Source organism: Weissella sp. MSCH1, from assembly GCF_045799135.1.
Lineage (GTDB): Bacteria > Bacillota > Bacilli > Lactobacillales > Lactobacillaceae > Weissella.
The window spans coordinates 21,964-47,446 of sequence record NZ_JBJMBA010000045.1 but is presented as its reverse complement, the minus strand read 5'-3'; the positions used below and the strand labels follow the sequence as shown (position 1 = coordinate 47,446).

The following is a 25,483-nucleotide window of genomic DNA, read 5'->3' as shown; positions in this document are numbered from 1 at the left end:
CGCTATCAATCATAGGAGGTGCTCCAATGTTCTTAGCTTGGCGTGAAATTAAAAAAGAGAAAATGCGATACGGGCTAGTCATCACGGTTGTCATGTTAATTAGTTATCTCGTCTTCGTACTCTGCGCATTGGCGATTGGTCTTGCACGTGAAAATACAGTGGCCATCGAGAGTTGGCAAATTAAATCAGCCGTAATGACACGAGATGCAAATGGCAATGCTGGTCAGTCCTTGTTAACTGAGCATGAAGCGCGGTCATTACAGCAAAAGCGTGGCACAGCAATTTTAGGGATTACGCCGACAACGATGAAACGTGCCGGGCATCGTGAGTCAGTCCAGTTTGTTGGGTTGCATGCAAATGAATTTGTGAAGGATAGGTTACAAGTTGTTAGCGGTCGGCTGCCACAGCATGCGGACGAAATTGCCGTTGATACGACGTTAAATCATGCGCAGTACCCTCGCCATGAGACGGTAACATTAGGTTTATCAGCAACGCGTTATAAGATTGTTGGCTATGTTGCCCAAGCACAGTACAATATGGCGCCGGTTGTTTACGGTGACTTAGAGGCTTGGTCTTCAGTCAAGGGTGTTTCAAATGATTATGCCGGAAGTTTAGCTGTTTATCGGGGGGATGCACCAAATGTACCACGTGAATTGGTTGCCTATTCAACGAAGCAACTTATTGATAAGCTACCCGGGTATGTGGCGCAAAAAGCTACGTTTGGTTTGATGATTGGCTTTTTGATTATCATTTCGATGATTATTATGACAATTTTCTTATATATTTTGACGATTCAAAAATTACCTAATTTGGCGGTTTTACGTGCGCAAGGCATACCAAATCAGTTTTTGACTCGCAATACAATCTTCGAAACAGGGGCAATTGTGCTGACTGCGGTTGTTATTGGGGGTGGTCTGGCCGTGATGACCTTAGCCCTCTTACCAGCTACCGTACCGGTGTATATCAGTTGGCCTGTTACAGGACTAATCGCGCTAGGGCTGTTGCTGACGGGGCTGTTAGGAACCATCGTACCAATTCGGTTGATTAGTAAAATTGACCCAGCAAGTGTGATTGGAGGGTAATTATGACAAAGGAAGTGTTAGCAGTTCGCCATGTAACAAAACGGTTTGGTCACGGCGAAAATCAAGTCGTGGCGTTACAAGATGCGTCGATGTCAGTCCGTGCGAGTGAAGTTGTGTTGATTATCGGTCCCTCGGGATCTGGTAAGAGTACGCTCTTGACGATTTTGGGCGGGTTACAAACACCGACTGAGGGTGAGGTGCGCTTGATGAACGAAGATTTACAAGCATTACCGCAACGCGATTTGGAGAAACTGCGGCTTGATAAAATTGGCTTCGTTTTGCAAGCGTACAATTTGGTCCCTTATTTGACGGTTGCCGATCAATTTAAGTTGGTTGATCAGGTAAAGAAAACGCCCAATGTAACCGAAGCAACGTTTGATCGTATTTTAAGGCGTCTGGGTATTGTGACCATGACTCACCGATATCCAGACGAATTATCAGGTGGTCAAAAGCAACGAGTGGCGTTGGCACGAGCACTATATGCGAATCCAACAATCATATTGGCTGATGAACCGACAGCTGCGTTAGATAGTGAGCGGGTAGATGAGGTCGGTCAACTGCTGGCTGAAATTGCGCACCAACAGCATAAAGCCGTTGTTGTCGTGACGCACGATGTCCGGTTGCAGGAATTTGCGGATCGGACGTACGAAATTGTCGACGGCCGCTTATCAGAAAAGGTTTAATGTACTTACTTTTGCCCACTTGACGGCGCTAAGAGAAGCTTAGTAACATATGAGCATGAGAAAATTACAAGGAACCACCATTTGGTATGGCATCGCCTTTTTGATCATGGCGGTGCTTTTTTATTCGAGTAGTCAAACCTATGCCCAACAGAGTCAAATTGGTACGTTGCACCATGTGTTGGCAAACGAACCCTTAAAGGATGTTTTCGCTCAGTTCCCGATTCATTACGGTGGGGATGTGACAGACGCATCGCGAAATTATTTTAAATATGTTGAGTTTTTTATGCGTAAGTTTGCGCATTTTAGCACTTACTTTATTCTTGGAATGGCCTGGTACATGGCTATTCATAAACAACTCGGTAATTGGTTTATTGCTGCTTTCATTGCGTGGCAGGCTGCGACCGGGTATGCTGGCCTGGATGAATTCCATCAGTCTTTGACGGGTGGTCGGTCACCAATGTTTGCGGATGTGATGCTTGATAGCGCTGGCGCGTTAACGGCGGTTATTTTGACTGTTGTCATACAAGCGATTTGGCGTCGCATTCACGCTTGAACGGAAAGGGAAACTCCCTTAATATAAGAGTATGAGAACAAGAGACAGTAATAAAATAAAAGCATTAGAAGATGCGACATATGACCTCGTTGAAGAAGCAGGTATTGCGAATTTTAGTATTAATAAATTAGCTAAGCGAGCGGGCGTTTCGGTTGCGACAGCTTACATTTATTATGCAAATAAAGCAGATTTACTGGGGCAGCTATTTGAAAAAGTTCAGACATTGTTAGTGGGGAGTATTGCGGTGCCTGATGATAATCTGACATCACAAGAACAATTCGAAGTCGTGATGCGGGCGTATGCGCAAACATTTGAGCAGCATCCCAAGCAAGTTGCCTTTATGGCAACGTTGGTAGCGAATCCAGAATTCCTACCAACAGAGATTCAGGGGGAAGGATCCTTGCTGGGACCGGCAATGTTAGCCGTTATTAAGCGCGCTTACCAGCAACAATTATTGATGACGGCTAATGTGGATATTATTGTTGCGCAGGCATTGCAACCGATGCAGTGGTTATTGCAATCACGTCTACGTAATGGCTTAACAGTTTCTGATGATGAGTTAACTGAATTGATTGCACTAGCATCACGGGCACTATTCAAATGATTAACCTTAAGAAATCCGAGCTTGATTGTTATCAATCAAGCTCGGTTTTTTTATATCAGGTTAAATATTATGAATTCGCTTACTTTTCCGATATACTAGATAATGTAATTGATTTTGAGAGCTCAATTATGTCTAAACAATCGCATATTTCCACGGGAGGAAAGATTTTATGACAACGTATGATTATGATGTGTTGTATATCGGTAGTGGCCACGGTACATTTGACGGGGCAATTCCGTTGGGAGCGAAAGGGAAGAAGGTTGGTGTTGTTGAACAGGATTTGGTTGGTGGAACCTGCCCAAATCGTGGCTGCAACGCAAAAATTGTATTAGATTCACCAGTGGCTTTCCAACGCCACATGGAAGATGTTCACGGCGTTGTGACGGGTGACGTTAAGATTGATTGGCCTGCTAATCAAGCGCACAAGCACGATGTTATTGATGGTTTGCCAGCATTCATCCAAGGCTTGTTGGATTCAACTGATGTTGATGTGTTGTTTGGTCGTGGAACGTTGGCAGATGCCCACACAGTGATGGTTAATGGTGAGGCTAAGACGGCAGACAAGATTGTCATTGCGACAGGATTGCGTCCAAACCGTCTGACAATCCCAGGTGCAGATTTAGCGCATGATTCTTCAGATTTCTTGAATTTGAGTGACATGCCAAACCGAGTGACAATTATTGGTGCGGGTTATATTGCAATGGAATTTGCAACAATGGCAAATGCTGCTGGTGCAGAAGTCACTGTTTTGATGCGCGGCACACAGGCACTCCGCGCTTACCACCAACCGTTCGTGGAACAAATCATTGCTGATTTGACATCACGTGGCGTTGTATTCGATCGTGACACGCAAGTTGATGCTATTGTGCAGGGCGCAGATGGCCTAGTTGTGCGTGGTGCTGATTTGGCGGTTGAAACAGATTGGGTCTTAGACGCAACTGGCCGTATTCCGAATGTCGAAGAGCTTGGCTTGGAAACAGTTGGCGTTAGTTATAATGCAAAGGGAATTGTCGTTGACGATTACTTGCGGACGACGGTACCAAATATTTATGCGTCAGGTGACGTGATTGATAAGGTACAACCTAAATTAACGCCAACGGCCATTTTTGAGTCACTTTACCTGATGCATACGTTTGCCGGTGAAACGACAGATCCAATCGTGTATCCAGTAATTCCGTCTGTTGTCTTTACGTCACCACGTTTGGCACAGGTTGGGGTAACGGTGGCTGAAGCTGAGGCTAATCCTGAATTGTACACGATGGTCCAAAATCACATTCCAGATGATTGGTACCGCCAAGTTGATCAAGAAAAGATTGGTGACAACATTTTAATTTTTGATCAAGCACACAAGCTGGTTGGTGCAACGGAAGTGTCACATAAGGCAGATGATGTCATTAATGCTTTGTTGCCAGCCATTGAGTTTAAATTTGGTCAAGCTGAAATTGAGCGTATGGTACATTTGTTCCCATCAATTGCATCGTCTGCATGGGGCCAATTGTAATTAGTAATTAAAAATTTGTTCTGATAAAAAAGACCCCGTTGCTGGTTAGGCAACGGGGTCTTTTAGTACCATGCATTTCTGTAAATGGTAGGTACAATCGCTTGGTGTATCGCAACAGCAAACAACAATTTGTTTTGTAAAAGTGTTCTGCTAGTTCGTGTAGTTGTTTATAGCACGATGCATCAAGTTTATTCTATGAGATTGGTTTAAAAGGTTAATTTGGTATAAATGAATTCAGTCTTACAATAGGGTGATGATTTCCATCAAAATTGGCACCACAATCACGAATAAGACTGTTGACGTTGTGACAACGTTTGTTGCATATTCAACATCACCCTTAGCTTCACCTACTAGGATTGGCAAAACAGCTAATCCAGGGGCGGCCGCTTGGATAATTAACGTTCCTTGCTCGACAGACGGGATCGTCATATTGTGCTTGAACATCATCATGACAACAATCATGACGGCAGGCGCAAAGACGAAACGACCGAGTAAGGCAACGATGGTATCACGGTCAAAGTGGATTGACTTCAATCCGGCGTCGGCCAAGACGATACCAATGTAAATCAATGACAATGGCGTAACGACACCACCGACCATTGAGAAAGTCTTATCAACAAGTGTTGGTAATGGCAAATCAAGCAATAGCCAGACCAAGGCAATGATAAATCCAAGCAATGGAGCAGGTAACAGCTTTTTCCAGTTAAACTTTTGCGCAATGTCAGACTTTGGTCCGTCGTTTGAAACGAAGAAAATACCAATAGCCCACGTTGAAACGGTGTTTGCTAGGTAGTAAACCAAGAAGAATGACAATGAATGGTTACCAAACAAGGCCAAATTCAAAGGCAATCCGATAAAAATCGTGTTTGCATTAACAAACATGTTAATAAACGTACCACGACGGCCTTCGCGAACCTTCAAAATCTTTGTTAACAGCCAAGCTACCAAGTAACCAAAAGCAAAAGAAATAATAACAAAAATCAGTGATCCAGAAAGGGATAGTAACTTTGAGCGGGTCAGGTTGTCCAAAACACCTACGAAAATGTTTAAGGGCAATGCGACCTTCATAATCAAAAATTCAATATCGTGCTTGAATGAGTCTTGAAACTTGCCGCCGTTGCGGAGGAAGAAACCCAAAGCAATCACGAAAATAATCTCAACAACAGATGAGATTGAAGTTAGCAATGCAGACATCTTAAATGACTCCTATGTGCGATTAGTATTCAGGCGTCCATTGAGCAGCCTTAACGGCAGCTTCAACGTCGTCGATTTCAACTTGATTCAAACCTTCAGCAACGGCTTGCTTAGCAACAGCGACTGCAACACGGAATGACATTTCTGACAAACGTGAAACAGGTGGCAATACCGGTGCGCCGGGTTGTGCGGCATCGACCATACCACCCAAGGCGTGGGCAGCAGCTGAAATCATACCGTCTGACAAAACCTTAGCCTTAGCAACAATTGTACCCAAGCCCAAACCAGGGTAAACCAACATGTTGTTAGCTTGTCCGATTTCGTAAGTGACACCGTTTGACGCCGTTACAGGGTCAACAGGCACACCAGTGGCAACCAAAGCCTTACCGTCTGACCACTTAATCAAGTCATCTGGCATTGCTTCGTGCAACTTCGTAGGGTTTGACAATGGGAAAATCTTTGGGTAATCCGTGTTCGCAACCATGGCTTCAACAACTTCCTTGGTAAATGAACCAGGGTTAGTTGACGTACCCACCAAAACGGTTGGCTTAACAGCTTTAACAACTGACAACAAGTCAGTCAACTCGTCGGCGTTTTCGAATTCTGAACGTGAACGGGCGAATGGCTTTTGCTCAGGTGTCAACGTCTCGTCATCGTCAAACAACAATCCTTGACGGTCAACCATGTAGAAGTGCTTACGAGCTTCTTCTTCTGACAAACCTTGTTGCATAAATTCAGCCAAGACACGGTTAGCGATACCTGTACCAGCTGAACCACCACCGTACGTCAAGTATGTTTGTGTCTTGATGTCTTCGCCAGTAATGGCCAAGGCACCCAAAACAGCTGACGTGACAACGATACCTGTACCTTGAATATCGTCGTTAAACGTTGGCCATTCATTCTTGTACGTATTCAAGATCTTCGTAGCCGTTGAACGACCGAAGTCTTCAAAGTGCAAGTACATCTCTGGGAACAATGATTGGGCCGTCTTAACGAACTTATCAATGAACTCAAAGTATTGTTCACCACGAACGCGTTCGTGGCGGTTTCCCAAGTATAGTGGGTCTGCCAACAATTCCTTGCGGTTCGTACCAGCATCGACAGAAACTGGCAAAACTGAAGCAGGATCGATACCAGCGGCAGCTGTGTAAACCATCAACTTACCAACGGCGATATCGACACCTTGAACACCCCAGTCACCGATTCCCAAGATACCTTCAGCGTCAGTGGCAACCAACAACTTAATGTCGCGACCATCAGCAGCGTTCTTCAACGTTGCTTCAATGTTCTCTGGGTGGTTGATGTCCAAGAATGCCGCGTTTTGTGGGTTCACGAACAAGGCTGAATAGTTTTCGATTGTGTCGGCGATTGTTGGATCGTAGACAACGGGCATGAATTCAGCAACGTGTTGATCTACCAAGTAGTAGAACAATGTACGGTTCGTGTCGAACAACGTTGAAAGGAAAATACGCTTTTCAACGTCATTAACCTTTGTTAAATATTGGGCATAAGCTTGGTCAGCTTGCTCTTGAATCGTTTGAACGTGGGCTGGCAACATACCAGTCAAGCCAAATTCTTCGCGTTCTGCCTCGGTAAAGGCAGTCCCCTTATTTAGGAAGGGGTTATTCAAAATTTCTTGTCCACGCATGTGTAAACATCTCCCTACAAAAAATAAATAATAAATTCTCAACGCTGACAACCTTACGCCTTATAAAAATATATAGTCAAATAACCGTGCTATAATAAAAATAATTTATAAGCGTAGGGGATTTCGGATGAATTTGAAAGATTTAACTTATTTTGCGGCATTGGCAGAGCAAAAACAGTTTACGGCTGTATCTGAACAATTTGGGGTGACACAACCAACGGTGTCGTATGCGTTAAAGCGTTTGGAAGAGGAGTTCGAATCGGCGCTGATTGTACGAGATACCACTAAAAAATCGGTTGTCCTGACAAAAACCGGTCAATTAGTCTATGAATTGGCAGTCAAAATTAGGCGCGAAATTGCTTTTACAAAAGAAGAGGTCGCATTACAGTCGATTGAGAAGTTGCGTTTTGGATTGCCGCCGATCATTGGTATGTATTACTTTCGAGATTTACTTAAAAAATTGGGCGTGTTAGAACTGTTACCTTATTTGGAGACGGTTGAAATGGGTAGCGCCGACTTGATGTCCCAAATTAAGACAGGCCAGTTAGATTTTGGCATGGTTAGTTCGGTCGATCCGATACATATTAGCGGGGTGACGGCAACGAAAATTGCCTCATTTCCATTTGTGTTTGCGACTGGTGATACGGCAAAACCGGACGGTATGTATTTTGATGAAATTGGGGCTGAAGAATTTGTCATGCTGGATGAAGGGTTTGTGCATAGCCGTATTTTTAAACGTTTAACCGAAGTCAGCGACACGCATCCGAAAATTCTATTTCAAACGTCAAACCCTGAGACGCTAAAAAACGTGTTGCGCGATGGTGTGGGGATGAGTTTCATTACTGCTTTAGCACTAACGCAAAATGCAACCGGGTTAAAGCAGATTGATATTTTGGACGTCGATATGCCATCTTTTGATATCTATTTATTGTCACGTGATCGAGCTGAAGCGGGGCCAATGTCACAAGCTATTTTGCGGGTTATTCGTGATGAGTGGCAATGTTAAGACTTGAAATGCCCTTTTTACAACACTTCTGGCCTTCGTTTCGTTAATATAATTGTATTAACTAACGAAGAGGCGAATGATATGTATGAAGGTAAAGTAATTTTGGTCGCTGGCGGGACAGGCGCGGTCGGCGAAGGAATTGTAAAGTACTTAGCCGAAAATGGCGCTACCGTTCTGGTGCCCACTCGCTCTGAAGACAAAGCGCTTGACGCGCTGGGGTATGTTGACCAACCATACCGGGAGAATGTCTTTTACTTATTTGGCGATATTTCGGATGAAGCAGATGCACAAAAGATGCACGATGTGATTGTTGATCACTTTGAACAATTGGATGGCATGGTATCATCACTAGGTGGATGGTGGCAAGGTGCTGCTTTGACGGACATTACAAAGGCGGAATGGGAAGAGTTGATGCAGGGCTTGCTTACTGCCCACTTTGTAGCTAGCAAGACTTTAATGCCGTTGTTACGTCAAGGTTCGAACTATACATTTATTAGTGGCGTGTCTGCTGAAGATGCTGCGTTTAGCAAATATTCTGGGCCGGTTGCACCGGCCGGTGCAGCGGTTTTGATGTTGAGTGAGTTATATGCTGTTGAAATGGCAGGTCGTTTTAATGTGAATGCGTTGGTCCTTGGACCGGTAAATACACGTGTGCGACCAAGTTCTTATCGCAAAGACAGTTATGTTTCATCGAAGACGGTTGGTGAGTTGATCGGTGCTTTGCACTTTGAGAACGCAGAGCCAGTTACTGGGGAACGTTTGCGGGTGCCAGATGTTGACGCTGCTGCCAGTTATTTGGCGAAATGGCGCAGCTAATGAGGATAATATACAAAAAACCTGATGATCTTAAAGTCATCAGGTTTTTTGATTATTTTTTAAATTTAACCTTTGCGTTTACGCGTTGCGCTTGCTTGAAATATTTGGTCATGACGTGGCTGACGGTTCCCCAGTGATAGAACAAGAGTGAACCAACAATAATTACCACGAAATCGAGTGGGTAATGAATCCAATTTTGGCCGTTGAATTCTTTCGACCCAATATAAGACATAACCGAAATGAAAATCAAGTAACCAATCATCCAGAAGCTACCTTCAAAGGCGCGCTTCGTTTTATTGAAACCATTGCGCCATTCGTAGTAGAAATAGAATGGTAGGCCAAGCAAGATAACCAAAATCACTTCCACAGTGGTTGGCCACATTGCCCAATACGTTGCTAATGAAGCAAGAACGAATGACAGAGGTGCCATAAACTTAAGAATTTTACCACGGAATGGCCGGGTAAATTCGGGCGCCATTTTACGCAACGAGATAACAGTTACTGGTCCAGTCAAGTAGGCAATCAAGGTTGACGTTGAAATAACACTGGCCAACGTTCCCCATGAACGGAAAATTGAGACCATCAGCATGCTCAAAATGGCATTAACAACCATTGCGATACGGGGTGTACCGTATTTATCGTTGATTTTTCCGACGAATTTTGGAATGTGGTTATTGGTTACCATGGCAGCCAACGTACGACTTGAAGAAGCGACGAAGGATACGCCGGTTCCAAATGGTGATACAAAGGCGTCCATATATAGCAAAACAGACAGCCAGTGAATACCTAGTAGAATAGCTAGATCAGCGAATGGTGAGGCGAAGTTAATGCCGTGCCAACCATTTGCTGCAATCATGTCAGGCTTCAATGCGGTAATAAATGTACTCTGTAACAGAATGTAGAGTACACCACTAATCAATAGTGAATAAGTAATACCGCGCCCAATATTACGCTTGGGGTTTTCGATTTCACTTCCCATGTTAATAACGGTTTGGAACGCATTAAATGAGAAGATAATACCAGATACTGTCGTGGCAGCAAAGATTGGTGCCGTGCCATATGGCATAAATTCATGTAGTGATGACCCGTAATTACCAGGATGGAATCCTGATAAAGTTAACATGATGATTGTTAATAGCGGAACACCAATTTTGAAGACAGAAATAAGACTTGTAAAGTTTGTGAGCAATTCGACTGACCAATAGTTCAATAACGTGAACACGACGATAAAGAAGAAGACGGCTAATAACCCTTCGTTTGTAATCGTGCCATTGGCCATGAAACTTTGTGTCCATTTTGCCCAGGACCAAGGCCACGAGCTCATATATTGCACAGCGGCAACTGATTCAATTGGAATTAGCGTAATGAGCGAAATCCAATTAGCCCATGAAGCGATGAACCCTAATAATGAGCCGTGAGTGTATTGTGCGTATTTACTCATCCCCCCAGATTGCGGGAACATGGTTCCCAGTTCGACGTAGTTATAAGCGATTGCACCGATAACGATACCACCGATTACCCAGGAAATAATGGCGGCTGGTCCGGCAACTTGGGATGCTTCCCAGGCGCCAAAGAGCCAACCTGACCCGATCAATGAACCTAATCCAAGCATGATTAGTTGGAATAGGCCGATTTTTTTGGTCTTTTTTGAATTTTTCATGTGACCTCCTCGTACATGTACGAGAACTAGCTTATCAAAAAATCACATAAAAATCTAATTTTGGGACTTAAAAAGACCGGTTTGTTGGACTAGACCGGTCTTTTAGTATGTATTTACATTAAGCAGGATCATCCTCACGCCAAATTAAGTCGAATACGACGGTTATTAGAGGTCGCACGATAAATAATAATAAGGGAATTGCGAATAATAAGGTGTGGGCCCACTGAATGAAGTATGACAGAACCAAATGCTGTGAATCGTAATGATGTGACATATACAGGCCGTAGAAGGACATGACTGATACATTCCCAGTTACGATGAAAATAGCCATAGAGTGTCGACGAGGGACGAGTTCTGAAAACCATTTGGGTAAGATGTTATGTAATTTAATCACTAGTGGTAATGTAACGTTCTCTTTCAGCAAAGTGGCTAAAATGAACGTTAACGGGACAATGGTTAGGGTAGCTAAGATGGTACGTCGATGCCAGCCTGCTACCCATGTCCCATTCCAAATACTGATAATTGTGACCATTGTTAACGTCGTGACGATGCCGACGATAAATGATCGCTCAAAAAAACGCTTCATATAATTCCTCCATATTAATAATTAGTATTCTTTTAAGGTAGCATATATCGGATAAAATTAGCAACCCTGTCCGAAAAGTGTGGCTTGCTTGTCGGATGTCATTTTGCTATTCTGTAAGTTAGTGGTTCGTAACCATCCCACTCAAAAAAACTAGGAGAATTGAAGATGGAAACAAAAAAGAAGTCTTTTTCAACTCGTGATATATCCCTGATTGCCGTTATTGCTGCGCTTTATGCCGTGGCGACGGTGGCGCTACCGTTTGCATCGTATGGTCCATTTCAGTTGCGTTTTTCAGAAGGGTTTAATCACCTGGTGGTCTTTAACAAGCGCTATATCATTGCGCTGACAATTGGTGTATTTATCGCTAACATTTGGTCACCGTATGGCATTGTTGATATGATCGTTGGAACAGCTGGAACGTTAGCAATGACGACGATGTCATACTTTGCGACACGCAAAGTAAAAAGCGTTGTGAAACGTTTAGCGATTAGTACAATTATTGATGCCTTGATGATGTGGGTCGTTGCTGCAGAGTTATACTTTATGGCGAAGACACCATTCTGGGCAACATTTGCTTGGACTGCGTTGGGGGAACTTGCTGCTTTGATTATTGGGGCAATTATTTTCTACCTATTAAGTCGTCGTGTTGATTTGGAAAAATAAATGATTACTCAAAATTATGAACGGCGGACGATTTTGCTGACTGGGGCAGCTTCCGGAATTGGATTTTCGCAAATGCAGACTTATTTGGCGGCAGGTGCAACTGTCATCGCGTTGGATAAACAAGTCATTTCAATTGATCATCCTCGCTTGAGAGCATTTCAACTAGATTTGGCAGATGAAGAACAGCTGGCCGCTTGGTTAACAATGCATGCAAAGCTATTGGAACAGGTTGATGTCGTTCTCTCAACTGCCGGTGTACTGGACGCCTTTGAGCCGGCGTTGTCAACCACTTACCCAGCCATTAAACAACTGATGCAGGTCAATGTGTATGCAGCTGTTCAAATATCATTGGCGGTCCTACCGTACATGGTGGCGCGTCAGAATGGCACGTTTATTTTTATGGCATCGATCGCCGGTCAAGTTGCCGGTGGTGGTGGCGCTGCTTACACGATGTCGAAGCACGCGCTGGTAGGTTGGATGAAACAATTGGCGTTAGATTATGCTGGCAAGGGGATTCGCGTCAACGCCATTGCCCCAGGTGCCATTAATACGCCAATGAATGCGGCCGATTTTGCTGGCGATGGTGCAATGGCAGCGCAAGTCGCAGCCGACACGCCCGTTGGAAGGTGGGCTGATCCACAAGAAGTTGCAGATTTAACACTGTACCTAACGAGCCCTGAGGCGACGTATATCCAAGGGCAAGTGTTTACAATTGACGGTGGCTGGACAATCAAATGACATGAAATCGTCATACCAAGCGTAAGTGGGAGCGAATGCCATTTAATAAATCAAGAAATAAACCAAAACCGGTTGAATTCGTTCGGATTCAACCGTTTTTTTCATGCACTTGTTAAGGATTATTCAGAGTTGTGATTATTTTTAGCACTCTATACAAAAGAGTGCTAAAAAATACTTGTAATCAGTTTGTCACAGGTATATAATAATGTTACAAGGTAATGAGAGAGGGGTCTCAGCCTTGGTAGACTAAAAATATACGAAAAAGGAGCGTAATTAAACTTATGGCAAATTACAATGACGCTTTTAACTCAGATATGAATGATATTTTCAACCGCATGATGGGCCGCATGGGTGGCTTGAACTCAGAGAACTCACGTTATTTGATCAACGGGCGTGAGGTGACGCCGGAAGAGTTTGCGGCATATCGACAAAGTGGCCGTCTTCCTGGTCAAGAAGGTAATGACCTACCAGAAGTTGAACCACAGAATGGTGCGATGAAGCAAGACGGTATGTTGGCTAAGCTTGGCCGTAATCTGACACAAGAGGCACGCGAAGGTTTGTTAGATCCGGTAATTGGCCGAAATAAGGAGATTCAGGAAACGGCCGAAATTTTGAGTCGTCGTACGAAGAACAACCCAGTGTTAGTTGGTGACGCGGGTGTCGGAAAGACGGCCGTGGTTGAAGGATTAGCACAAGCGATTATTGCTGGTGACGTACCAGCTTCAATTCGCAACAAAGAGATTATTTCAATTGATCTTTCAAGTATCGAGGCGGGTACCCAATACCGTGGTAGTTTTGAAGAGAACGTCCAAAATTTGATTAAGGAAGTTAAAGAAGCAGGGAACGTTATCATCTTCTTTGACGAAATTCACCAAATCTTAGGTACCGGTGCTATGGGTGGTGATTCTGGTTCGAAGGGGTTGGCTGATATTTTGAAGCCGGCTTTGAGCCGTGGTGAGTTCACGGTCATTGGGGCCACGACACAAGATGAGTACCGTAACACGATTTTGAAGAACGCAGCCTTGGCGCGTCGTTTCAACGAGGTGACGGTTAACGCACCAAGCTCAGAAGATACATTCAACATTTTGTTGGGGATTCGCGATTTGTATGCAGAGCACCACAATGTTGAAATTCCAGATAATGTTTTGAAGGCTGCGGTCGACTATTCAGTGCAATATATTCCGCAACGGTCATTGCCAGATAAGGCGATTGATTTGTTGGATATGACGGCTGCTCACTTGGCTGCAAAGAATCCAGTGGCTGACGTTGTGTCTTTGGAAGCGGATATTAAGCGTGAACGTGATTTACAGCAAGCTGCGGCTGACAAGGAAGATTATGAGCAAGCAGCTAAGCACAAGATGACGATCGATAAGTTGCAAGAGCAGATTGACAATGCTGGTGAGGCTAAGCGCGTGACGGCAACGGTGAATGATGTTGCTGAAAGTGTTGAACGTTTGACAGGGGTTCCTGTTGCCCAAATGGGCGCTTCAGATATTGAGCGTTTGAAGGGAATTAACGAACGTCTACGTGGTAAGGTTATTGGTCAAGATGAAGCGGTCGAAGCTGTATCACGGGCAATTCGTCGTAACCGTGCTGGCTTCGATGAAGGTAACCGTCCAATCGGTAGCTTCTTGTTTGTTGGTCCAACGGGAACTGGTAAGACTGAACTAGCCAAGCAATTAGCTTTGGATATGTTTGGATCTAAGGAGCACGTCATTCGCTTGGATATGTCAGAGTATTCTGACTTGACAGCAGTCTCGAAGTTGATTGGGGCGACGGCTGGTTATGTTGGGTACGATGATAACAGTAACACGTTGACTGAACGGGTTCGTCGTCAACCATATGCCATTGTCTTACTTGACGAGATTGAAAAGGCAAATCCGCAAGTCTTGACTTTGTTGCTACAAGTTATGGATGATGGTCGCTTGACAGATGGTCAAGGTAACACGGTCAACTTTAAGAATACCGTGGTGATTGCAACGTCAAATGCGGGCTTTGGTAATGAAGCACTCACGGGAGACGATGCTGCTGATCAAACGCTTAATGACCGTTTGGCACCATACTTCCGTCCAGAATTCTTGAATCGTTTTAATGCGATTGTTGAATTCTCACATTTGACTAAGGATGATTTGCAACAAATTGTTGATTTGATGTTGGCTGATGTGAACCACACACTAGCTAAGAAAGACATTACTTTGTCAGTAACGCCAGCTGCTAAGGCTTGGTTAATTGAGGAAGGCTACGATGAAGCAATGGGTGCACGCCCATTACGTCGAGTAATTGAACAGCAAATTCGTGACAAGGTGACTGACTTCTACTTGGTTCACTTGGATGCTAAGGCATTGCAAGCTGATTTGGTCGATGACACAATTGAAATTTCAGAAGTGACAGCGGACTAAGCTGACTACAAATGATTAACAAACAGCGCTCAAACGGCCGATTTTGTCGGTACAGTTTGAGCGCTGTTTTGTTATTAAGTAATGACTCATCATAAAACGCCGGGTGGTCATTTTGTGGAATGTGTGTAAACTATAATTTGAAAGCGTTTACAAATGATTGGGGGCATTATGGAAGCATCGTTAGCATGGTTGGATGATCCAACGGTTTTTAGGGTTGGCAAATTACCTGCCCGTAGTGACCACACGGTATATGAGTCGGCATCAGCTTATCGAAATGGGTCACAGCGATTACGACAGTCGCTTGATGGAACATGGGGGTTTCATTATGGTGAAACACCACAACACCGGACACCTGCGTTTTTTGAGCCAACGAATCAGGCCGCTCGGCAAAATTTTACATCTATTCAAGTGCCGGGTCATATTCAGTTACAAGGTTTTGGTCAAATTCAGTATATTAATACGTTATATCCGTGGGATGGCCAGGTGTATCGGCGACCACCAATGATTGATGAAGATGAAACGAGTTATCCCGGCATTTTTAGCGAAGCTAGCGATAACCCGGTGGGTGAATATACCCGGACATTTGAAGTGCCGGAACATTTTGCGAATCGCACGGTGCGACTGCAATTTGAGGGTGTTGAACAGGCAATGTATGTTTGGGTCAATGGCCATTTTGTCGGGTATTCAGAAGACAGTTTTAGTCGGGCAGAATTTGATATTACGACTTACTTAGTGCCTGGCGAGAACTTTTTAGCGGTGGCCGTTTATAAATTAAGTACAGCGGCATTTTTAGAGGATCAGGATATGTTTCGCTTTTCGGGCATTTTCCGGAGCGTCTGGTTAGAAGCGAGTGCACCGGTCGATATACAAGATGTGTCCTTTGTGCCAACCGTTACTGGTAACGTGGGTAAAGTAACTGGGGCGGTTGCTGTGCAACTTGCTGGGGTAACGGATGCACGACTTGAAGCGGCTATTGTTGGTCCAGAAGATCGGGTGGTGGCGATGATTCAACGTCCGCTTGCGAATGATGACGTCATTTTTGAGTTGTCAGTCCCGGAGGTACAAGTATGGTCGCATCAGTCGCCGATACTATATGAGATGCAACTGACTATTCGGGCGGCTGATGGCACCGAATTAGCCTTTGTGCCGTACAGAATTGGGTTTCGGACGCTCTCAGTAACAGCTGAACAACAAATTCAATTGAATGGCCAGCGCTTGTTCTTAAATGGTGTGAACCGGCATGAGTGGCACCCAATGCGTGGGCGTGCATTAACAATGCCTGACATGGAAGAAGATGTGGCCTTATTGAAAAAATTCCATATCAATGCAGTGCGAACATCGCACTATCCAAACCAAATGGCTTGGTATTTCATGATGGATGAAGCGGGCATTTATGTCATGGCGGAAACCAATTTAGAGTCTCATGGTACCTGGCAAAAAATGGGCGCCGTGGAGCCTTCTGTGAATGTGCCGGGGAGTCATAGCGCGTGGCGAGAAGTGGTGCTAGATCGTGCCCGCAGCAATTATGAGCAGTTTAAAAATCACGTCTCGATTCTATTTTGGTCGCTTGGTAACGAATCGTACGCGGGTGAAAATATTGCCGCAATGAATGCGTTCTATAAGGAGCGCGATAAGACACGGTTGACCCATTATGAGGGTGTCTTTCATAATCGCCAATTTAATGCGGTGATTTCTGACGTTGAAAGTCGGATGTACGCATCTCCGACAGACATTTTAGCGTATCTCCAGCAAGAGCCGGCCAAACCGTACTTAAATTGCGAGTTCATGCATAGTATGGGGAATTCAGTTGGCGGCTTTGATGAATACATGGCGCTGTATAATCAGTCGCCAGCTTACGCAGGGGGATTTGTCTGGGACTATGTAGATCAAGCGCTTTGGCAACGTGATGCCATAACGGGTGAACAAGTATTAAGTTATGGTGGCGACTTCAACGATCGCCATTCAGATTACGAGTTTTCCGGTAATGGGTTGTTCTTTGCTGACCGTCAACCAAAACCAGCTTTACAGGAAGTAGCGTATTATTATGAACAATTTGACAACTAAGCCATTACGTGTTGTTTACGGAGATGGTGTCCTTGGTGTGCATCATCAGGCGGCAAATTATTTATTTAGTTATGAACGTGGTGGCCTTGAGTCGTTGCGATTCGGTGGACAAGAATGGCTGTACCGTGGCCCGAAGCCGGCCTTTTGGCGTGCCATGACCGATAACGATCGGGGCAATGGTTTCTCACGCCGGTCAGCACAATGGTTTGGTGCTGACCAATTCAGTGCGGTTACCAATATTGTCGTGTCAGTCGACCATCAAACCATTGGTCAGCCGGTTGCGCCGCAAAATAATCAATATGATGACCAGCAATTTGCCACGACAGTGACGATTGTGTTTACGTATACAACTACGACCGTACCGCAAACGACGGTTGATGTTAGCTATACCGTGATGCCGGCTGGAACACTACAAGTGACGGCACACTATACTGGTCGGCAAGGATTACCGGGACTACCGGTGTTCGGGTTACGATTTGTAACACCGACGCCATTGCAAGGGTACACCTACACAGGTCTATCGGGAGAAACATATCCAGATCGCTGGCATGGTGGTGAGTTCGGGACGTATGATGTCGTAGGAATGCCGGTAACGCCGTATTTAGTGCCCCAGGAAATGGGGATGCACATTAAAACGGATTCGGTGGTCTTAAAAAATTTGACACAACAAGGACTGCGAATTGAAAAACTTGCGCAACCGTTTGCTTTCTCGGTACTGCCTTTTTCGCCGTTGGAGCTTGAAGCAGCCACGCATTTGAATGAGTTGCCACCTGTAAGACGCGGTGTCGTGTCAATTTTAGGTGCCGTTCGCGGTGTTGGTGGTATTGATAGCTGGGGTGCAGATGTGCAACCAGCCTATCGTGTATCTGGTGAACAGAATCAGCAGGTGCAGTTTTTGATTACGCCGTTGACCGCAGAGGCAATTGATTAATCATTTTGACAGTAAAAAAGTGGCTTGTGAACCAAAAATGCCGTTCACAAGCCACTTTTTAAATGCGGTCTACATAATTGTCATGTTAACTAATTGATCAAAATAGATTAGATCAGATGTGACGTCGATGCGGAATTCTTCGTTTTTATAGAGTAGAATTCGCCAATCGCTGACTTTGTTGTCATGACGTTCATCGATAAATTGATTCATGGTGCCGTCGTGATTCAACAAGATGTAACCAGCAAATTCGTCCAACACGGTGGCTAAGTCAGTGGTCCGACGTTCCGTTTTAGGTTGCCCGTTAGCTGGCAATAAGGCGATTGTAAATTCACCAATTTCTGGCCGGGTGTTATCAAAATACCATTTGAAGGCCAAGAGATCATTCATGGTTAATCCGATATTCATTAAGTAGTCAACGCTAAGACGGAAATGAATCGGCTCAGTGTTATCCGGCAATGCGTCAACGTGAAACTTGTCCGCGTAATATTCAGCAAAACGTTGCCACATCAAAATTTCCGGTTGTTTTTTACCGAATTCGTAGTCGTTAAGCTCTTCAGCAGTTATTTGTAACGCTTGGCTAACTTCGGTTGCGCCAAGTTGGAAAAAGTCGCGGTAGGTTTTTAAATTATTAATGACATTATTATAACAAATACCGGACGAATGGAGCGTTACTAACAATTCGTTCGGCATTTGTCCGGTTTAACAGAATATTTTACAATTTGTACGGACAATGTGTATAATAAAGATGTTCTTGAAAACGTTTTCTTTTAACGAAAAGTCGTTTTGACAGAATATCGTCAGTACAAATAGGCCGAGGGGTTATATTTACTGCTTAATTGTACGGACAATTGGTTTGTTGCGTTTACACATCATTTTTATACATTTGGAGGAATTGTTTCATGTCTGAGAAGAAAATCCCAAGCGGATTTATTTACTTCTTCGGCGCATTTGGGGGAATCCTATTCGGTTATGACATTGGGGTTATGACTGGTGCTTTGCCATTTTTGCAAAGTGATTGGAATTTGAACGATGCCGCAGTGGTTGGTTGGATTACATCGTCATTGATGTTGGGAGCTATTGCCGGAGGTGCCTTGGCTGGTCAATTGTCTGACAAGCTAGGTCGTCGTAAGATGGTGTTGCTATCAGCCGTCTTGTTTATGATCGGGTCAGTTTTGGCTGGATTATCACCACACGACGCTGTTGGTTATTTGATTGGTACGCGTGTGTTGCTTGGGTTGGCCGTCGGTGCTGCTTCAGCTTTGGTACCTGCCTACATGTCAGAAATGGCACCTGCAGCATTGCGTGGTCGCTTGTCAGGAATTAATCAAGTTATGATTGTGTCTGGTATGTTGATTTCATACGTCATGGACTTCTTGTTGAAGGGCTTGCCAGAACACATTGCCTGGCGTTTGATGTTGTCATTGGCGGCGGTACCGGCTTTGATTTTGTTCTTGGGTGTGCTGCGCTTGCCTGAGTCACCACGTTTCTTAGTGAAGTTAGGCAAGATTGACGAAGCTCGTCAAGTATTGTCATGGATTCGTAAGCCTGAAGAGGTTGACGAAGAATTGACATCAATTCAAGAAATGGCAGAAGTGGAGTCAGAAGCTTCAAAGAACACAACTTGGGGATCTTTGTTAGAAGGACGCTACCGCAAGCTGGTCATTGCCGGTATCGGAGTTGCTGCATTCCAACAATTCCAAGGTGCGAATGCCATCTTCTACTACATTCCTTTGATTGTGGAGAAGGCAACTGGCCAGGCTGCCAGTGATGCGTTGATGTGGCCAATTATTCAAGGAATTATCTTGGTGGCCGGTTCATTGTTGTTCTTGGTAATCGCTGAAAAGTTTAACCGTCGTACATTGTTGATGGTCGGTGGAACAGTGATGGGATTGTCATTTATCTTCCCAGCCTTGATTAACTCATTCATGGATGCGCACCCAATGATGATTGTTGTCTTCTTGTGCATTTACGTGGCCTTCTACGCGGTTACTTGGGCCCCATTGACTTGGGTTTTGGTCGGTGAGTTGTTCCCATTGGCTATTCGTGGTCGTGGTTCAGGATTGGCCTCATCATTCAACTGGATTGGTTCATTTGCAGTTGGTTTGTTGTTCCCAATCATGACTGCATCAATGCCACAAGAAGCGGTCTTTGCCATCTTTGGCGTTATCTGCTTACTTGGTGTTGCGTTCATTCGCTTTGCTGTTCCAGAAACACGCGGTCGTTCATTGGAAGAAATCGAAGTGCTTGGTGCTGGTGAATCACCAGCTGAAGTATCTGGTAAGCCAGTTACGAACCGCTAATAAAATAAAAAACACGTTAGCGTCGTAAACGCTAACGTGTCGTTAAACGACTGTTCCTATGGGGACGGTCGTTTTTTAATTAGAATTCATGTCCAAAATCGCGTCAAAGACTGCTTGGGGCAGTTCGATATCGCTCTTCTTTTGGCCTTGGCGACGTAATTGTTGTTGTTTCTTTGACACCTTCGTACCAGAGGCTTGCGCTTTACGTAGTGGCGGTACGTCGGCACGTGAGATAGCGCGTCCTTCAACGATTGCCTGTACTGGCATTGATTGCAACTTGCGCGGAATCAAGTCCTTCAGCTTTGATACGATTTCGTTACCGACGCGATCGACCTTAGAACGGTGCATCACGAATGTGAGGGCATCAACCTTTGCATAATCGACAGCGATATCAATTCTTACCAAGTCAGATTCTTGGTAAGAATCAAACTCGGTTGAGAGGGTTGCGAAACCGTGTGAAGCTGACTTGAGTTCGTTAAAGAAGTCGTAGGCGATTTCTGAAATTGGCATCCGGTACGTTACCATTAGCATCGAACCGATGGTAGCCAAATCAACTAATTCACCTCGGCGACCTTCAGCCAAACGCATAATGTCATTCAACATTTCGTTTGGTAGGGTCATTTTAGCAAGCATGAACGGCTCTTCAACTTTTACGATTTGCCCGTAGTCTGGGAATTGAATTGGATTTTCAACGTATAAGGGTTCGTCTTCATTCTTAACGGTCACGCGATACGTTGAATTGGGCATCGTTGTTAGGACATCTAGGCCAAATTCTTCTTGCAAACGCTCACGGATAATTTGCAAGTGGAAGATACCTAGGAAACCACCACGGAAACCCATACCGAGCGCTTCGGATTGTTCAGGTTCGTATTGGAAGGCCGCGTCATTTAGACCAAGCTTTTCGATGCCAATCTTCAAATCCTTGAATTCGCTGCCACGGGGGTAAAGTCCGGCGTAAACCATTGGCTCCACGTCTTCGTAACCGGGAAGGGGCGTTGCGACGGGATCGTTTGCTAACGTAATCGTATCACCAACACGGACAGCTCGGGCATCTTTGATACCGGTAACGATGAAACCAACATCGCCGGCTTGGAGAGTGTCTAATGGGGTCATCAACGGTGAGAAGACACCCATCTCTTTAATTTGTGATTTGATGCTGTTGGCCATAAACAACACGTTGTCTGATGACTTTAGTTGACCATCGAACAAACGAACTTGCACGATAACACCCTTGTAGGGGTCGAACTTTGAGTCAAAGACTAGAGCTTTCAATTTACCACTCTCATCCCCAGCAGGTGCTGGAATTCGGTCGCGGATGGCTTCCAACACAGCGTCGACACCAAGACCGCTTTTAGCAGAAATCTTTAGAATGTCTTCTTCGCGGAATGAGTCATCTAAGTCAAGTAGTTCTTCAATTGTCTTGTCGACCTCAGCGGCCATATTATCAATTTTATTAACTATTGGGATAATCACCAGGTTAGCGGCTTTCGCAAGACGGTAATTAGCAACAGTTTGGGCTTGAACCCCCTTTGTGGCATCGACCAAGAGCAACACACCGTCAGTGGCAGATAGACTACGAGAGACCTCGTAATTAAAATCCACGTGACCGGGCGTGTCAATTAAATTGTATTGGTACTCAGTACCAGTGTTATCAATATAGTAGTTACGAACGGTGCGAGATTTTACAGTGACACCGTGGGCCTTCTCGACGCTTAAATCGTCGAGTAACTGGGCTTCTGTTTCGCGTTCTGAGACAGTGTTCGTCATCTCCATGATGCGATCGGCCAAGGTAGACTTACCGTGGTCAATGTGGGCGATGATGGCAAAGTTTCGAATGAGTGCTTGTCGGTTTGACATGAGATCTCCTTCTAAAAAATAATATCCATCTAGTTTACCATTTTTTCGCTGTTTCTAGGTTTATTTGTCATTTTTCCGAACGATAAAAATAATATAGGACATGTATGGGCTTACACGCTATAATTTTACATAATTTAGGCATAGAACATTGCCGAAATGTTTCTTTCTTTTGATTTGTAAGCATGCTATCATATTGTGCATATAGAGAAAGGGAGTCTATTGTCAATCACGGGGGATTAAAGATATGGACTATTCATCAGGTGAAATGGGGCCCAGCACGTTGCATTACAGCTTCGAAAAAGCAAAGGTTGAGGACTTTGCAGTGAATGGGACACAAACAGTTGCACAACCTAAGGTCAACGAAAAGTTGGTCGAACATTATTTGGACTTGTGTGAGCGCCACCCAACGTGGACTTTTGGCCAAATTGCCAGTGGGTTACACGTTGACGCTGCGACACTTCGTCAAATTGAGAGCGCGACACATAGTAAGTTGCGTTCAGCTAAAGTACGCTAAAATTAAATGAAAGCCGGCCATGATGATGTGCCGGCTTTTTTGTTACAGGGTGATGTTAGTTTTACTGACATTTAAAAAGACAGCGGTTGCGGAACCTGGTAAAATAATACAATATTGAAAAAATTATGAATAAGGGGCAACTCATGAACGAGCAAAACAAATTGAATCGTACCATGACATTACTACCAGCCGTGTCAACGGTTATGGGAACGGTGATTGGTGCGGGCGTGTTCTTTAAAGCGTCTAGTGTTGCATCAGCAACCGGTTCAACTAGTATGTCGATTTTTGTCTGGATATTAGGCGGGTTGATTAGTTTGGCTGCTGGATTAACTGGCGCTGAGTTAGCAGCAGCATTACCACAAACTGGTGGTATGTTGGTGTACATTGAGCGGGCGTACGGTAAGTTGCCAAGTTATTTACTTGGTTGGGCACAAATCATTGTTTACTTCCCAGCAAGTGTCGCTGCTAAGGGTGTCATCTTTGGTACGCAGGTTGCTAATTTATTTCACCTGTCAACGAATGCAATTATTCCGGCTGGGGTTTTGGCCGTTGCTTCTGTGTTCCTCATTAACTTGTTGGGCTCAAAAGTGGCAGGACAATTCCAATCGATTACATTATTCTTTAAGTTAATTCCATTAGCATTAATCGTAATCTTTGGGTTGCTGCAACCAGGCGGTGTTGATGTTAGTCTATTCCCAGTGACACCAGGTGCACACGCTGGTGGCTGGGCGACAGCTATTGGTGGTGGTTTGCTAGCAACGATGTACGCCTATGATGGTTGGATTCACGTTGGTAATATTGCCGGTGAAATGAAGAATCCAAGTCGTGACTTGCCACGTGCGATCACTGGTGGTTTGTTGGGTATTATGGTCATCTATGTGTTGGTTAATTTTGTGTACTTGCATTCATTGCCATTTGGCGCAATTGCTGGGAACGAGAATACTTCAATGGATGTTGCCTCACATATCTTTGGTGGGTTTGGTGGTAAATTGATCACCATCGGTATCTTGGTTTCCATTTATGGCACATTGAACGGTTATACGATGACAGGAATGCGTTTGCCATATGCAATGGCTTTGGAAAATGAATTGCCATTTTCAAAGCAACTACGTCAATTGAACCGTTTCCAAATTCCATATGTTGCGGGTATCTTCCAATTGGTATTGGCAATCGCTTTGATGTTTGTTGGTGGGTTTGACACATTGACGGATATGTTAATCTTTGTGATTTGGCTATTCTATACGTTGGTCTTTGTCGCAGTTATCAAGTTGCGCATCACAGAACCAGATTTGCCACGTCCATATAAGGTGCCTTTGTATCCGGTTGTGCCAATTATTGGTATTCTAGGTGGTTTGTTCATCATTGTGATGACGTTAATCTCAGAATTCCAGCTGGCAGTGATTGGATTGCTACTAACTTTGGCGGGATTGCCATTATATTTCTACATGCAAAAGCGTAAGCGTCAATTATAAACAAAAAGCAGGTCTCGTTGAGGCCTGCTTTTTACTATATACTGGATATCTAAACTAGAAAGAATTAGGAATTATTATGCAAATTATCTGGAAACGATTACTTGCTGATCGGACATTGCAGTTAACTGGTGTTTTGGCGCTACTAGCTTTGGCTTTTGGTGACGTACATTGGTCTGACATTAATACACATACCATCATCGCCCTGGCGGCGTTAATGATGTTAGTGAGTGTTTATGAAGCTGAAGGTCTGCTAGTCTATGTCGCTAGTACGATTATCAGCCGTTTTCAAACCACCCGTCAGATTATTCGGGTGACGTTCCTGATGGCTTTTTTTGGCTCAATGCTCTTCACGAATGATGTGGCAATTTTAACGTTGGTCCCTATTTTTGTTACGATTGCCCGTAAAATCCAACTTAAGATGATTTTACCGTTGGTCTTCATGACCATTTTTGCTAATTTGGGTAGTGCGGTGACACCGTTTGGTAATCCGCAGAACTTGTATTTGGCATCGTTTTATCAATTGCCGGCACTAGACTTCTTTAAAATGTCATTGCCCTTAGGCATGGTAAGCCTTGGTTTGCTCTTCTTAGCAACGTACTTGTTTGCCAACGACACTGTTGGAGCAGTTGCGCTAGATAAGCAACCGATCAATAAGCGACACATGGTAGTGGTGTTACTAGCCACGGTCGTTGAACTAGCTGCTATTCTGAACGTGTTGCCGATTGGTGTCGCACTTATAGTGAGTGGGCTATTAGCGTTAGGTTATGACCGAACAACCTTTGTTAAAATTGACTATGGGGTGTTGTTACTTTTTGTAGGCTTTTTTGTTATTGTGGGGGCGCTGAGTCGGGTCTCGGTTTTGGCATCGGTGTTAACCAATTTGACGGACGGATCAATCAAAGTGTTTTTTGCAGGCGTCTTGACGAGTCAAGTTATCAGTAACGTACCCGGTGCAATTTTGTTATCAAAATTTACACATCTGGTTTACCCGCTATATTTAGGCGTCTCTATTGGGGGCTTAGGAACGATTATTGCCTCGTTAGCTAATTTGTTAGCCTGGCGCCAATACCAACTTCAAACCGACGAACAGTCTTGGTCATTTCCGACGCGTTCTATGCTGATAAACGTTCTGTTGTTATTAATATTTATACCGCTCGGCCTACTTTTATTAAAATTAAATTAAAAAATAATTGACCATTCAAAAACCTTCTG

Annotated in this window: 22 protein-coding genes and 1 riboswitch; of the genes, 16 read left to right on the top strand and 6 right to left on the bottom strand. The window is 44.3% G+C overall.

The window, feature by feature from the left end:
• Nucleotides 1-26: 26 nt before the first annotated feature.
• The 5 genes from ACJ28U_RS09765 to ACJ28U_RS09745 all read left to right on the top strand — a co-directional run bounded on the left by ACJ28U_RS09765 (nucleotide 27) and on the right by ACJ28U_RS09745 (nucleotide 4,423).
• The gene (locus ACJ28U_RS09765; protein ID WP_407619135.1) at nucleotides 27-1,082 is read left to right on the top strand and encodes an FtsX-like permease family protein; all 1,056 of its coding nucleotides are present in this window, start codon (nucleotides 27-29) and stop codon (nucleotides 1,080-1,082) included.
• 2 nt (nucleotides 1,083-1,084) lie between these two features.
• A complete protein-coding gene (locus ACJ28U_RS09760) occupies nucleotides 1,085-1,765 on the top strand; it encodes an ABC transporter ATP-binding protein (RefSeq protein WP_407619134.1) in 681 nt (226 codons plus the stop codon).
• 49 nt (nucleotides 1,766-1,814) lie between these two features.
• Complete coding sequence (locus ACJ28U_RS09755) at nucleotides 1,815-2,318, top strand: VanZ family protein (RefSeq protein WP_407619133.1); 504 nt, start codon at nucleotides 1,815-1,817, stop codon at nucleotides 2,316-2,318.
• A 31-nt stretch (nucleotides 2,319-2,349) separates the two neighbouring features.
• A complete protein-coding gene (locus ACJ28U_RS09750) occupies nucleotides 2,350-2,922 on the top strand; it encodes a TetR/AcrR family transcriptional regulator (RefSeq protein WP_407619132.1) in 573 nt (190 codons plus the stop codon).
• A 169-nt stretch (nucleotides 2,923-3,091) separates the two neighbouring features.
• The gene (locus ACJ28U_RS09745) at nucleotides 3,092-4,423 is read left to right on the top strand and encodes an NAD(P)/FAD-dependent oxidoreductase (RefSeq protein WP_010371616.1); all 1,332 of its coding nucleotides are present in this window, start codon (nucleotides 3,092-3,094) and stop codon (nucleotides 4,421-4,423) included.
• 240 nt (nucleotides 4,424-4,663) lie between these two features.
• Here the strand turns inward: ACJ28U_RS09745 and ACJ28U_RS09740 are convergent, their stop codons facing one another.
• Both ACJ28U_RS09740 and ACJ28U_RS09735 read right to left on the bottom strand, forming a co-directional pair.
• A complete protein-coding gene (locus ACJ28U_RS09740; RefSeq protein ID WP_407619131.1) occupies nucleotides 4,664-5,617 on the bottom strand; it encodes an AEC family transporter in 954 nt (317 codons plus the stop codon).
• 22 nt (nucleotides 5,618-5,639) lie between these two features.
• The gene (locus ACJ28U_RS09735) at nucleotides 5,640-7,265 is read right to left on the bottom strand and encodes a malolactic enzyme (RefSeq protein WP_407619130.1); all 1,626 of its coding nucleotides are present in this window, start codon (nucleotides 7,263-7,265) and stop codon (nucleotides 5,640-5,642) included.
• Nucleotides 7,266-7,392: 127 nt separating this feature from the next.
• Between ACJ28U_RS09735 and ACJ28U_RS09730 the strand changes: the two genes are divergently transcribed.
• Nucleotides 7,393-8,271: a LysR family transcriptional regulator gene (locus ACJ28U_RS09730; protein ID WP_407619129.1), complete on the top strand. Its 879-nt coding sequence runs from the start codon at nucleotides 7,393-7,395 to the stop codon at nucleotides 8,269-8,271.
• 81 nt (nucleotides 8,272-8,352) lie between these two features.
• A complete protein-coding gene (locus tag ACJ28U_RS09725) occupies nucleotides 8,353-9,087 on the top strand; it encodes an SDR family NAD(P)-dependent oxidoreductase (RefSeq protein ID WP_407619128.1) in 735 nt (244 codons plus the stop codon).
• 52 nt (nucleotides 9,088-9,139) lie between these two features.
• Here the strand turns inward: ACJ28U_RS09725 and ACJ28U_RS09720 are convergent, their stop codons facing one another.
• Entirely contained in the window at nucleotides 9,140-10,747 is a 1,608-nt protein-coding gene (locus ACJ28U_RS09720) for an APC family permease (protein WP_407619127.1), read from the bottom strand.
• A 118-nt stretch (nucleotides 10,748-10,865) separates the two neighbouring features.
• Entirely contained in the window at nucleotides 10,866-11,333 is a 468-nt protein-coding gene (locus ACJ28U_RS09715; protein ID WP_043711859.1) for a hypothetical protein, read from the bottom strand.
• A gap of 115 nt (nucleotides 11,334-11,448) precedes the next feature.
• Nucleotides 11,449-11,493, top strand: a riboswitch (PreQ1 riboswitch).
• 5 nt (nucleotides 11,494-11,498) lie between these two features.
• On the opposite strand from ACJ28U_RS09715, the gene ACJ28U_RS09710 reads away from it, so the two are divergent.
• The 5 genes from ACJ28U_RS09710 (at nucleotide 11,499) to ACJ28U_RS09690 (ending at nucleotide 18,128) form a co-directional block, all read left to right on the top strand.
• A complete protein-coding gene (locus ACJ28U_RS09710; RefSeq protein ID WP_407619126.1) occupies nucleotides 11,499-11,996 on the top strand; it encodes a QueT transporter family protein in 498 nt (165 codons plus the stop codon).
• Complete coding sequence (locus ACJ28U_RS09705; protein WP_407619125.1) at nucleotides 11,997-12,734, top strand: 3-oxoacyl-ACP reductase; 738 nt, start codon at nucleotides 11,997-11,999, stop codon at nucleotides 12,732-12,734.
• A gap of 281 nt (nucleotides 12,735-13,015) precedes the next feature.
• Nucleotides 13,016-15,133 carry an AAA family ATPase gene (locus ACJ28U_RS09700; RefSeq protein WP_407619124.1) on the top strand — a complete coding sequence of 706 codons (2,118 nt, stop codon included), beginning with the start codon at nucleotides 13,016-13,018 and terminating at the stop codon, nucleotides 15,131-15,133.
• Nucleotides 15,134-15,301: 168 nt separating this feature from the next.
• The gene (locus ACJ28U_RS09695; RefSeq protein WP_407619123.1) at nucleotides 15,302-17,197 is read left to right on the top strand and encodes a glycoside hydrolase family 2 protein; all 1,896 of its coding nucleotides are present in this window, start codon (nucleotides 15,302-15,304) and stop codon (nucleotides 17,195-17,197) included.
• Nucleotides 17,178-18,128 (top strand): beta-galactosidase small subunit, encoded by a 951-nt coding sequence (locus tag ACJ28U_RS09690; protein ID WP_407619122.1) that lies wholly within the window; start codon nucleotides 17,178-17,180, stop codon nucleotides 18,126-18,128. The genes ACJ28U_RS09695 and ACJ28U_RS09690 overlap by 20 nt, the downstream gene beginning before the upstream one ends.
• Nucleotides 18,129-18,197: 69 nt before the next feature.
• On the opposite strand, the gene ACJ28U_RS09685 is transcribed toward ACJ28U_RS09690, so the two are convergent.
• Entirely contained in the window at nucleotides 18,198-18,818 is a 621-nt protein-coding gene (locus ACJ28U_RS09685; protein ID WP_407619121.1) for a helix-turn-helix domain-containing protein, read from the bottom strand.
• 209 nt (nucleotides 18,819-19,027) lie between these two features.
• Here ACJ28U_RS09685 and ACJ28U_RS09680 point away from each other — a divergent pair, with 209 nt between their 5' ends.
• Nucleotides 19,028-20,428, top strand: a complete 1,401-nt coding sequence (locus tag ACJ28U_RS09680; protein WP_407619120.1) for a sugar porter family MFS transporter — start codon at nucleotides 19,028-19,030, stop codon at nucleotides 20,426-20,428.
• A 75-nt stretch (nucleotides 20,429-20,503) separates the two neighbouring features.
• Here the strand turns inward: ACJ28U_RS09680 and lepA are convergent, their stop codons facing one another.
• Nucleotides 20,504-22,285, bottom strand: coding sequence for a translation elongation factor 4 (lepA, locus tag ACJ28U_RS09675; RefSeq protein WP_010373578.1), 1,782 nt, complete (start codon nucleotides 22,283-22,285; stop codon nucleotides 20,504-20,506).
• A gap of 244 nt (nucleotides 22,286-22,529) precedes the next feature.
• On the opposite strand from lepA, the gene ACJ28U_RS09670 reads away from it, so the two are divergent.
• The 3 genes from ACJ28U_RS09670 (at nucleotide 22,530) to ACJ28U_RS09660 (ending at nucleotide 25,454) form a co-directional block, all read left to right on the top strand.
• On the top strand, nucleotides 22,530-22,799 hold the full coding sequence (locus tag ACJ28U_RS09670) for a hypothetical protein (RefSeq protein WP_010373576.1): 270 nt from the start codon (nucleotides 22,530-22,532) through the stop codon (nucleotides 22,797-22,799).
• A gap of 143 nt (nucleotides 22,800-22,942) precedes the next feature.
• Entirely contained in the window at nucleotides 22,943-24,271 is a 1,329-nt protein-coding gene (locus ACJ28U_RS09665; protein WP_407619119.1) for an APC family permease, read from the top strand.
• A gap of 76 nt (nucleotides 24,272-24,347) precedes the next feature.
• The gene (locus ACJ28U_RS09660) at nucleotides 24,348-25,454 is read left to right on the top strand and encodes an SLC13 family permease (RefSeq protein ID WP_407619118.1); all 1,107 of its coding nucleotides are present in this window, start codon (nucleotides 24,348-24,350) and stop codon (nucleotides 25,452-25,454) included.
• Nucleotides 25,455-25,483: the final 29 nt, after the last annotated feature.

Excerpts from the sequence above, each read along its gene's own strand:
- ACJ28U_RS09715 (WP_043711859.1), bottom strand. The coding sequence starts at position 11,333 with ATGAAGCGTTTTTTTGAGCGATCATTTATCGTCGGCATCGTCACGACG.
- ACJ28U_RS09730 (WP_407619129.1), top strand. The coding sequence starts at position 7,393 with ATGAATTTGAAAGATTTAACTTATTTTGCGGCATTGGCAGAGCAAAAA.
- ACJ28U_RS09680 (WP_407619120.1), top strand. The coding sequence starts at position 19,028 with ATGTCTGAGAAGAAAATCCCAAGCGGATTTATTTACTTCTTCGGCGCA.
- ACJ28U_RS09710 (WP_407619126.1), top strand. The coding sequence starts at position 11,499 with ATGGAAACAAAAAAGAAGTCTTTTTCAACTCGTGATATATCCCTGATT.
- ACJ28U_RS09735 (WP_407619130.1), bottom strand. The coding sequence starts at position 7,265 with ATGCGTGGACAAGAAATTTTGAATAACCCCTTCCTAAATAAGGGGACT.
- ACJ28U_RS09690 (WP_407619122.1), top strand. The coding sequence starts at position 17,178 with ATGAACAATTTGACAACTAAGCCATTACGTGTTGTTTACGGAGATGGT.
- lepA (WP_010373578.1), bottom strand. The coding sequence starts at position 22,285 with ATGTCAAACCGACAAGCACTCATTCGAAACTTTGCCATCATCGCCCAC.
- ACJ28U_RS09670 (WP_010373576.1), top strand. The coding sequence starts at position 22,530 with ATGGACTATTCATCAGGTGAAATGGGGCCCAGCACGTTGCATTACAGC.
- ACJ28U_RS09705 (WP_407619125.1), top strand. The coding sequence starts at position 11,997 with ATGATTACTCAAAATTATGAACGGCGGACGATTTTGCTGACTGGGGCA.
- ACJ28U_RS09760 (WP_407619134.1), top strand. The coding sequence starts at position 1,085 with ATGACAAAGGAAGTGTTAGCAGTTCGCCATGTAACAAAACGGTTTGGT.
- ACJ28U_RS09755 (WP_407619133.1), top strand. The coding sequence starts at position 1,815 with ATGAGCATGAGAAAATTACAAGGAACCACCATTTGGTATGGCATCGCC.
- ACJ28U_RS09745 (WP_010371616.1), top strand. The coding sequence starts at position 3,092 with ATGACAACGTATGATTATGATGTGTTGTATATCGGTAGTGGCCACGGT.
- ACJ28U_RS09765 (WP_407619135.1), top strand. The coding sequence starts at position 27 with ATGTTCTTAGCTTGGCGTGAAATTAAAAAAGAGAAAATGCGATACGGG.
- ACJ28U_RS09750 (WP_407619132.1), top strand. The coding sequence starts at position 2,350 with ATGAGAACAAGAGACAGTAATAAAATAAAAGCATTAGAAGATGCGACA.
- ACJ28U_RS09725 (WP_407619128.1), top strand. The coding sequence starts at position 8,353 with ATGTATGAAGGTAAAGTAATTTTGGTCGCTGGCGGGACAGGCGCGGTC.
- ACJ28U_RS09660 (WP_407619118.1), top strand. The coding sequence starts at position 24,348 with ATGCAAATTATCTGGAAACGATTACTTGCTGATCGGACATTGCAGTTA.
- ACJ28U_RS09720 (WP_407619127.1), bottom strand. The coding sequence starts at position 10,747 with ATGAAAAATTCAAAAAAGACCAAAAAAATCGGCCTATTCCAACTAATC.
- ACJ28U_RS09695 (WP_407619123.1), top strand. The coding sequence starts at position 15,302 with ATGGAAGCATCGTTAGCATGGTTGGATGATCCAACGGTTTTTAGGGTT.
- ACJ28U_RS09740 (WP_407619131.1), bottom strand. The coding sequence starts at position 5,617 with ATGTCTGCATTGCTAACTTCAATCTCATCTGTTGTTGAGATTATTTTC.
- ACJ28U_RS09685 (WP_407619121.1), bottom strand. The coding sequence starts at position 18,818 with ATGCCGAACGAATTGTTAGTAACGCTCCATTCGTCCGGTATTTGTTAT.
- ACJ28U_RS09700 (WP_407619124.1), top strand. The coding sequence starts at position 13,016 with ATGGCAAATTACAATGACGCTTTTAACTCAGATATGAATGATATTTTC.
- ACJ28U_RS09665 (WP_407619119.1), top strand. The coding sequence starts at position 22,943 with ATGAACGAGCAAAACAAATTGAATCGTACCATGACATTACTACCAGCC.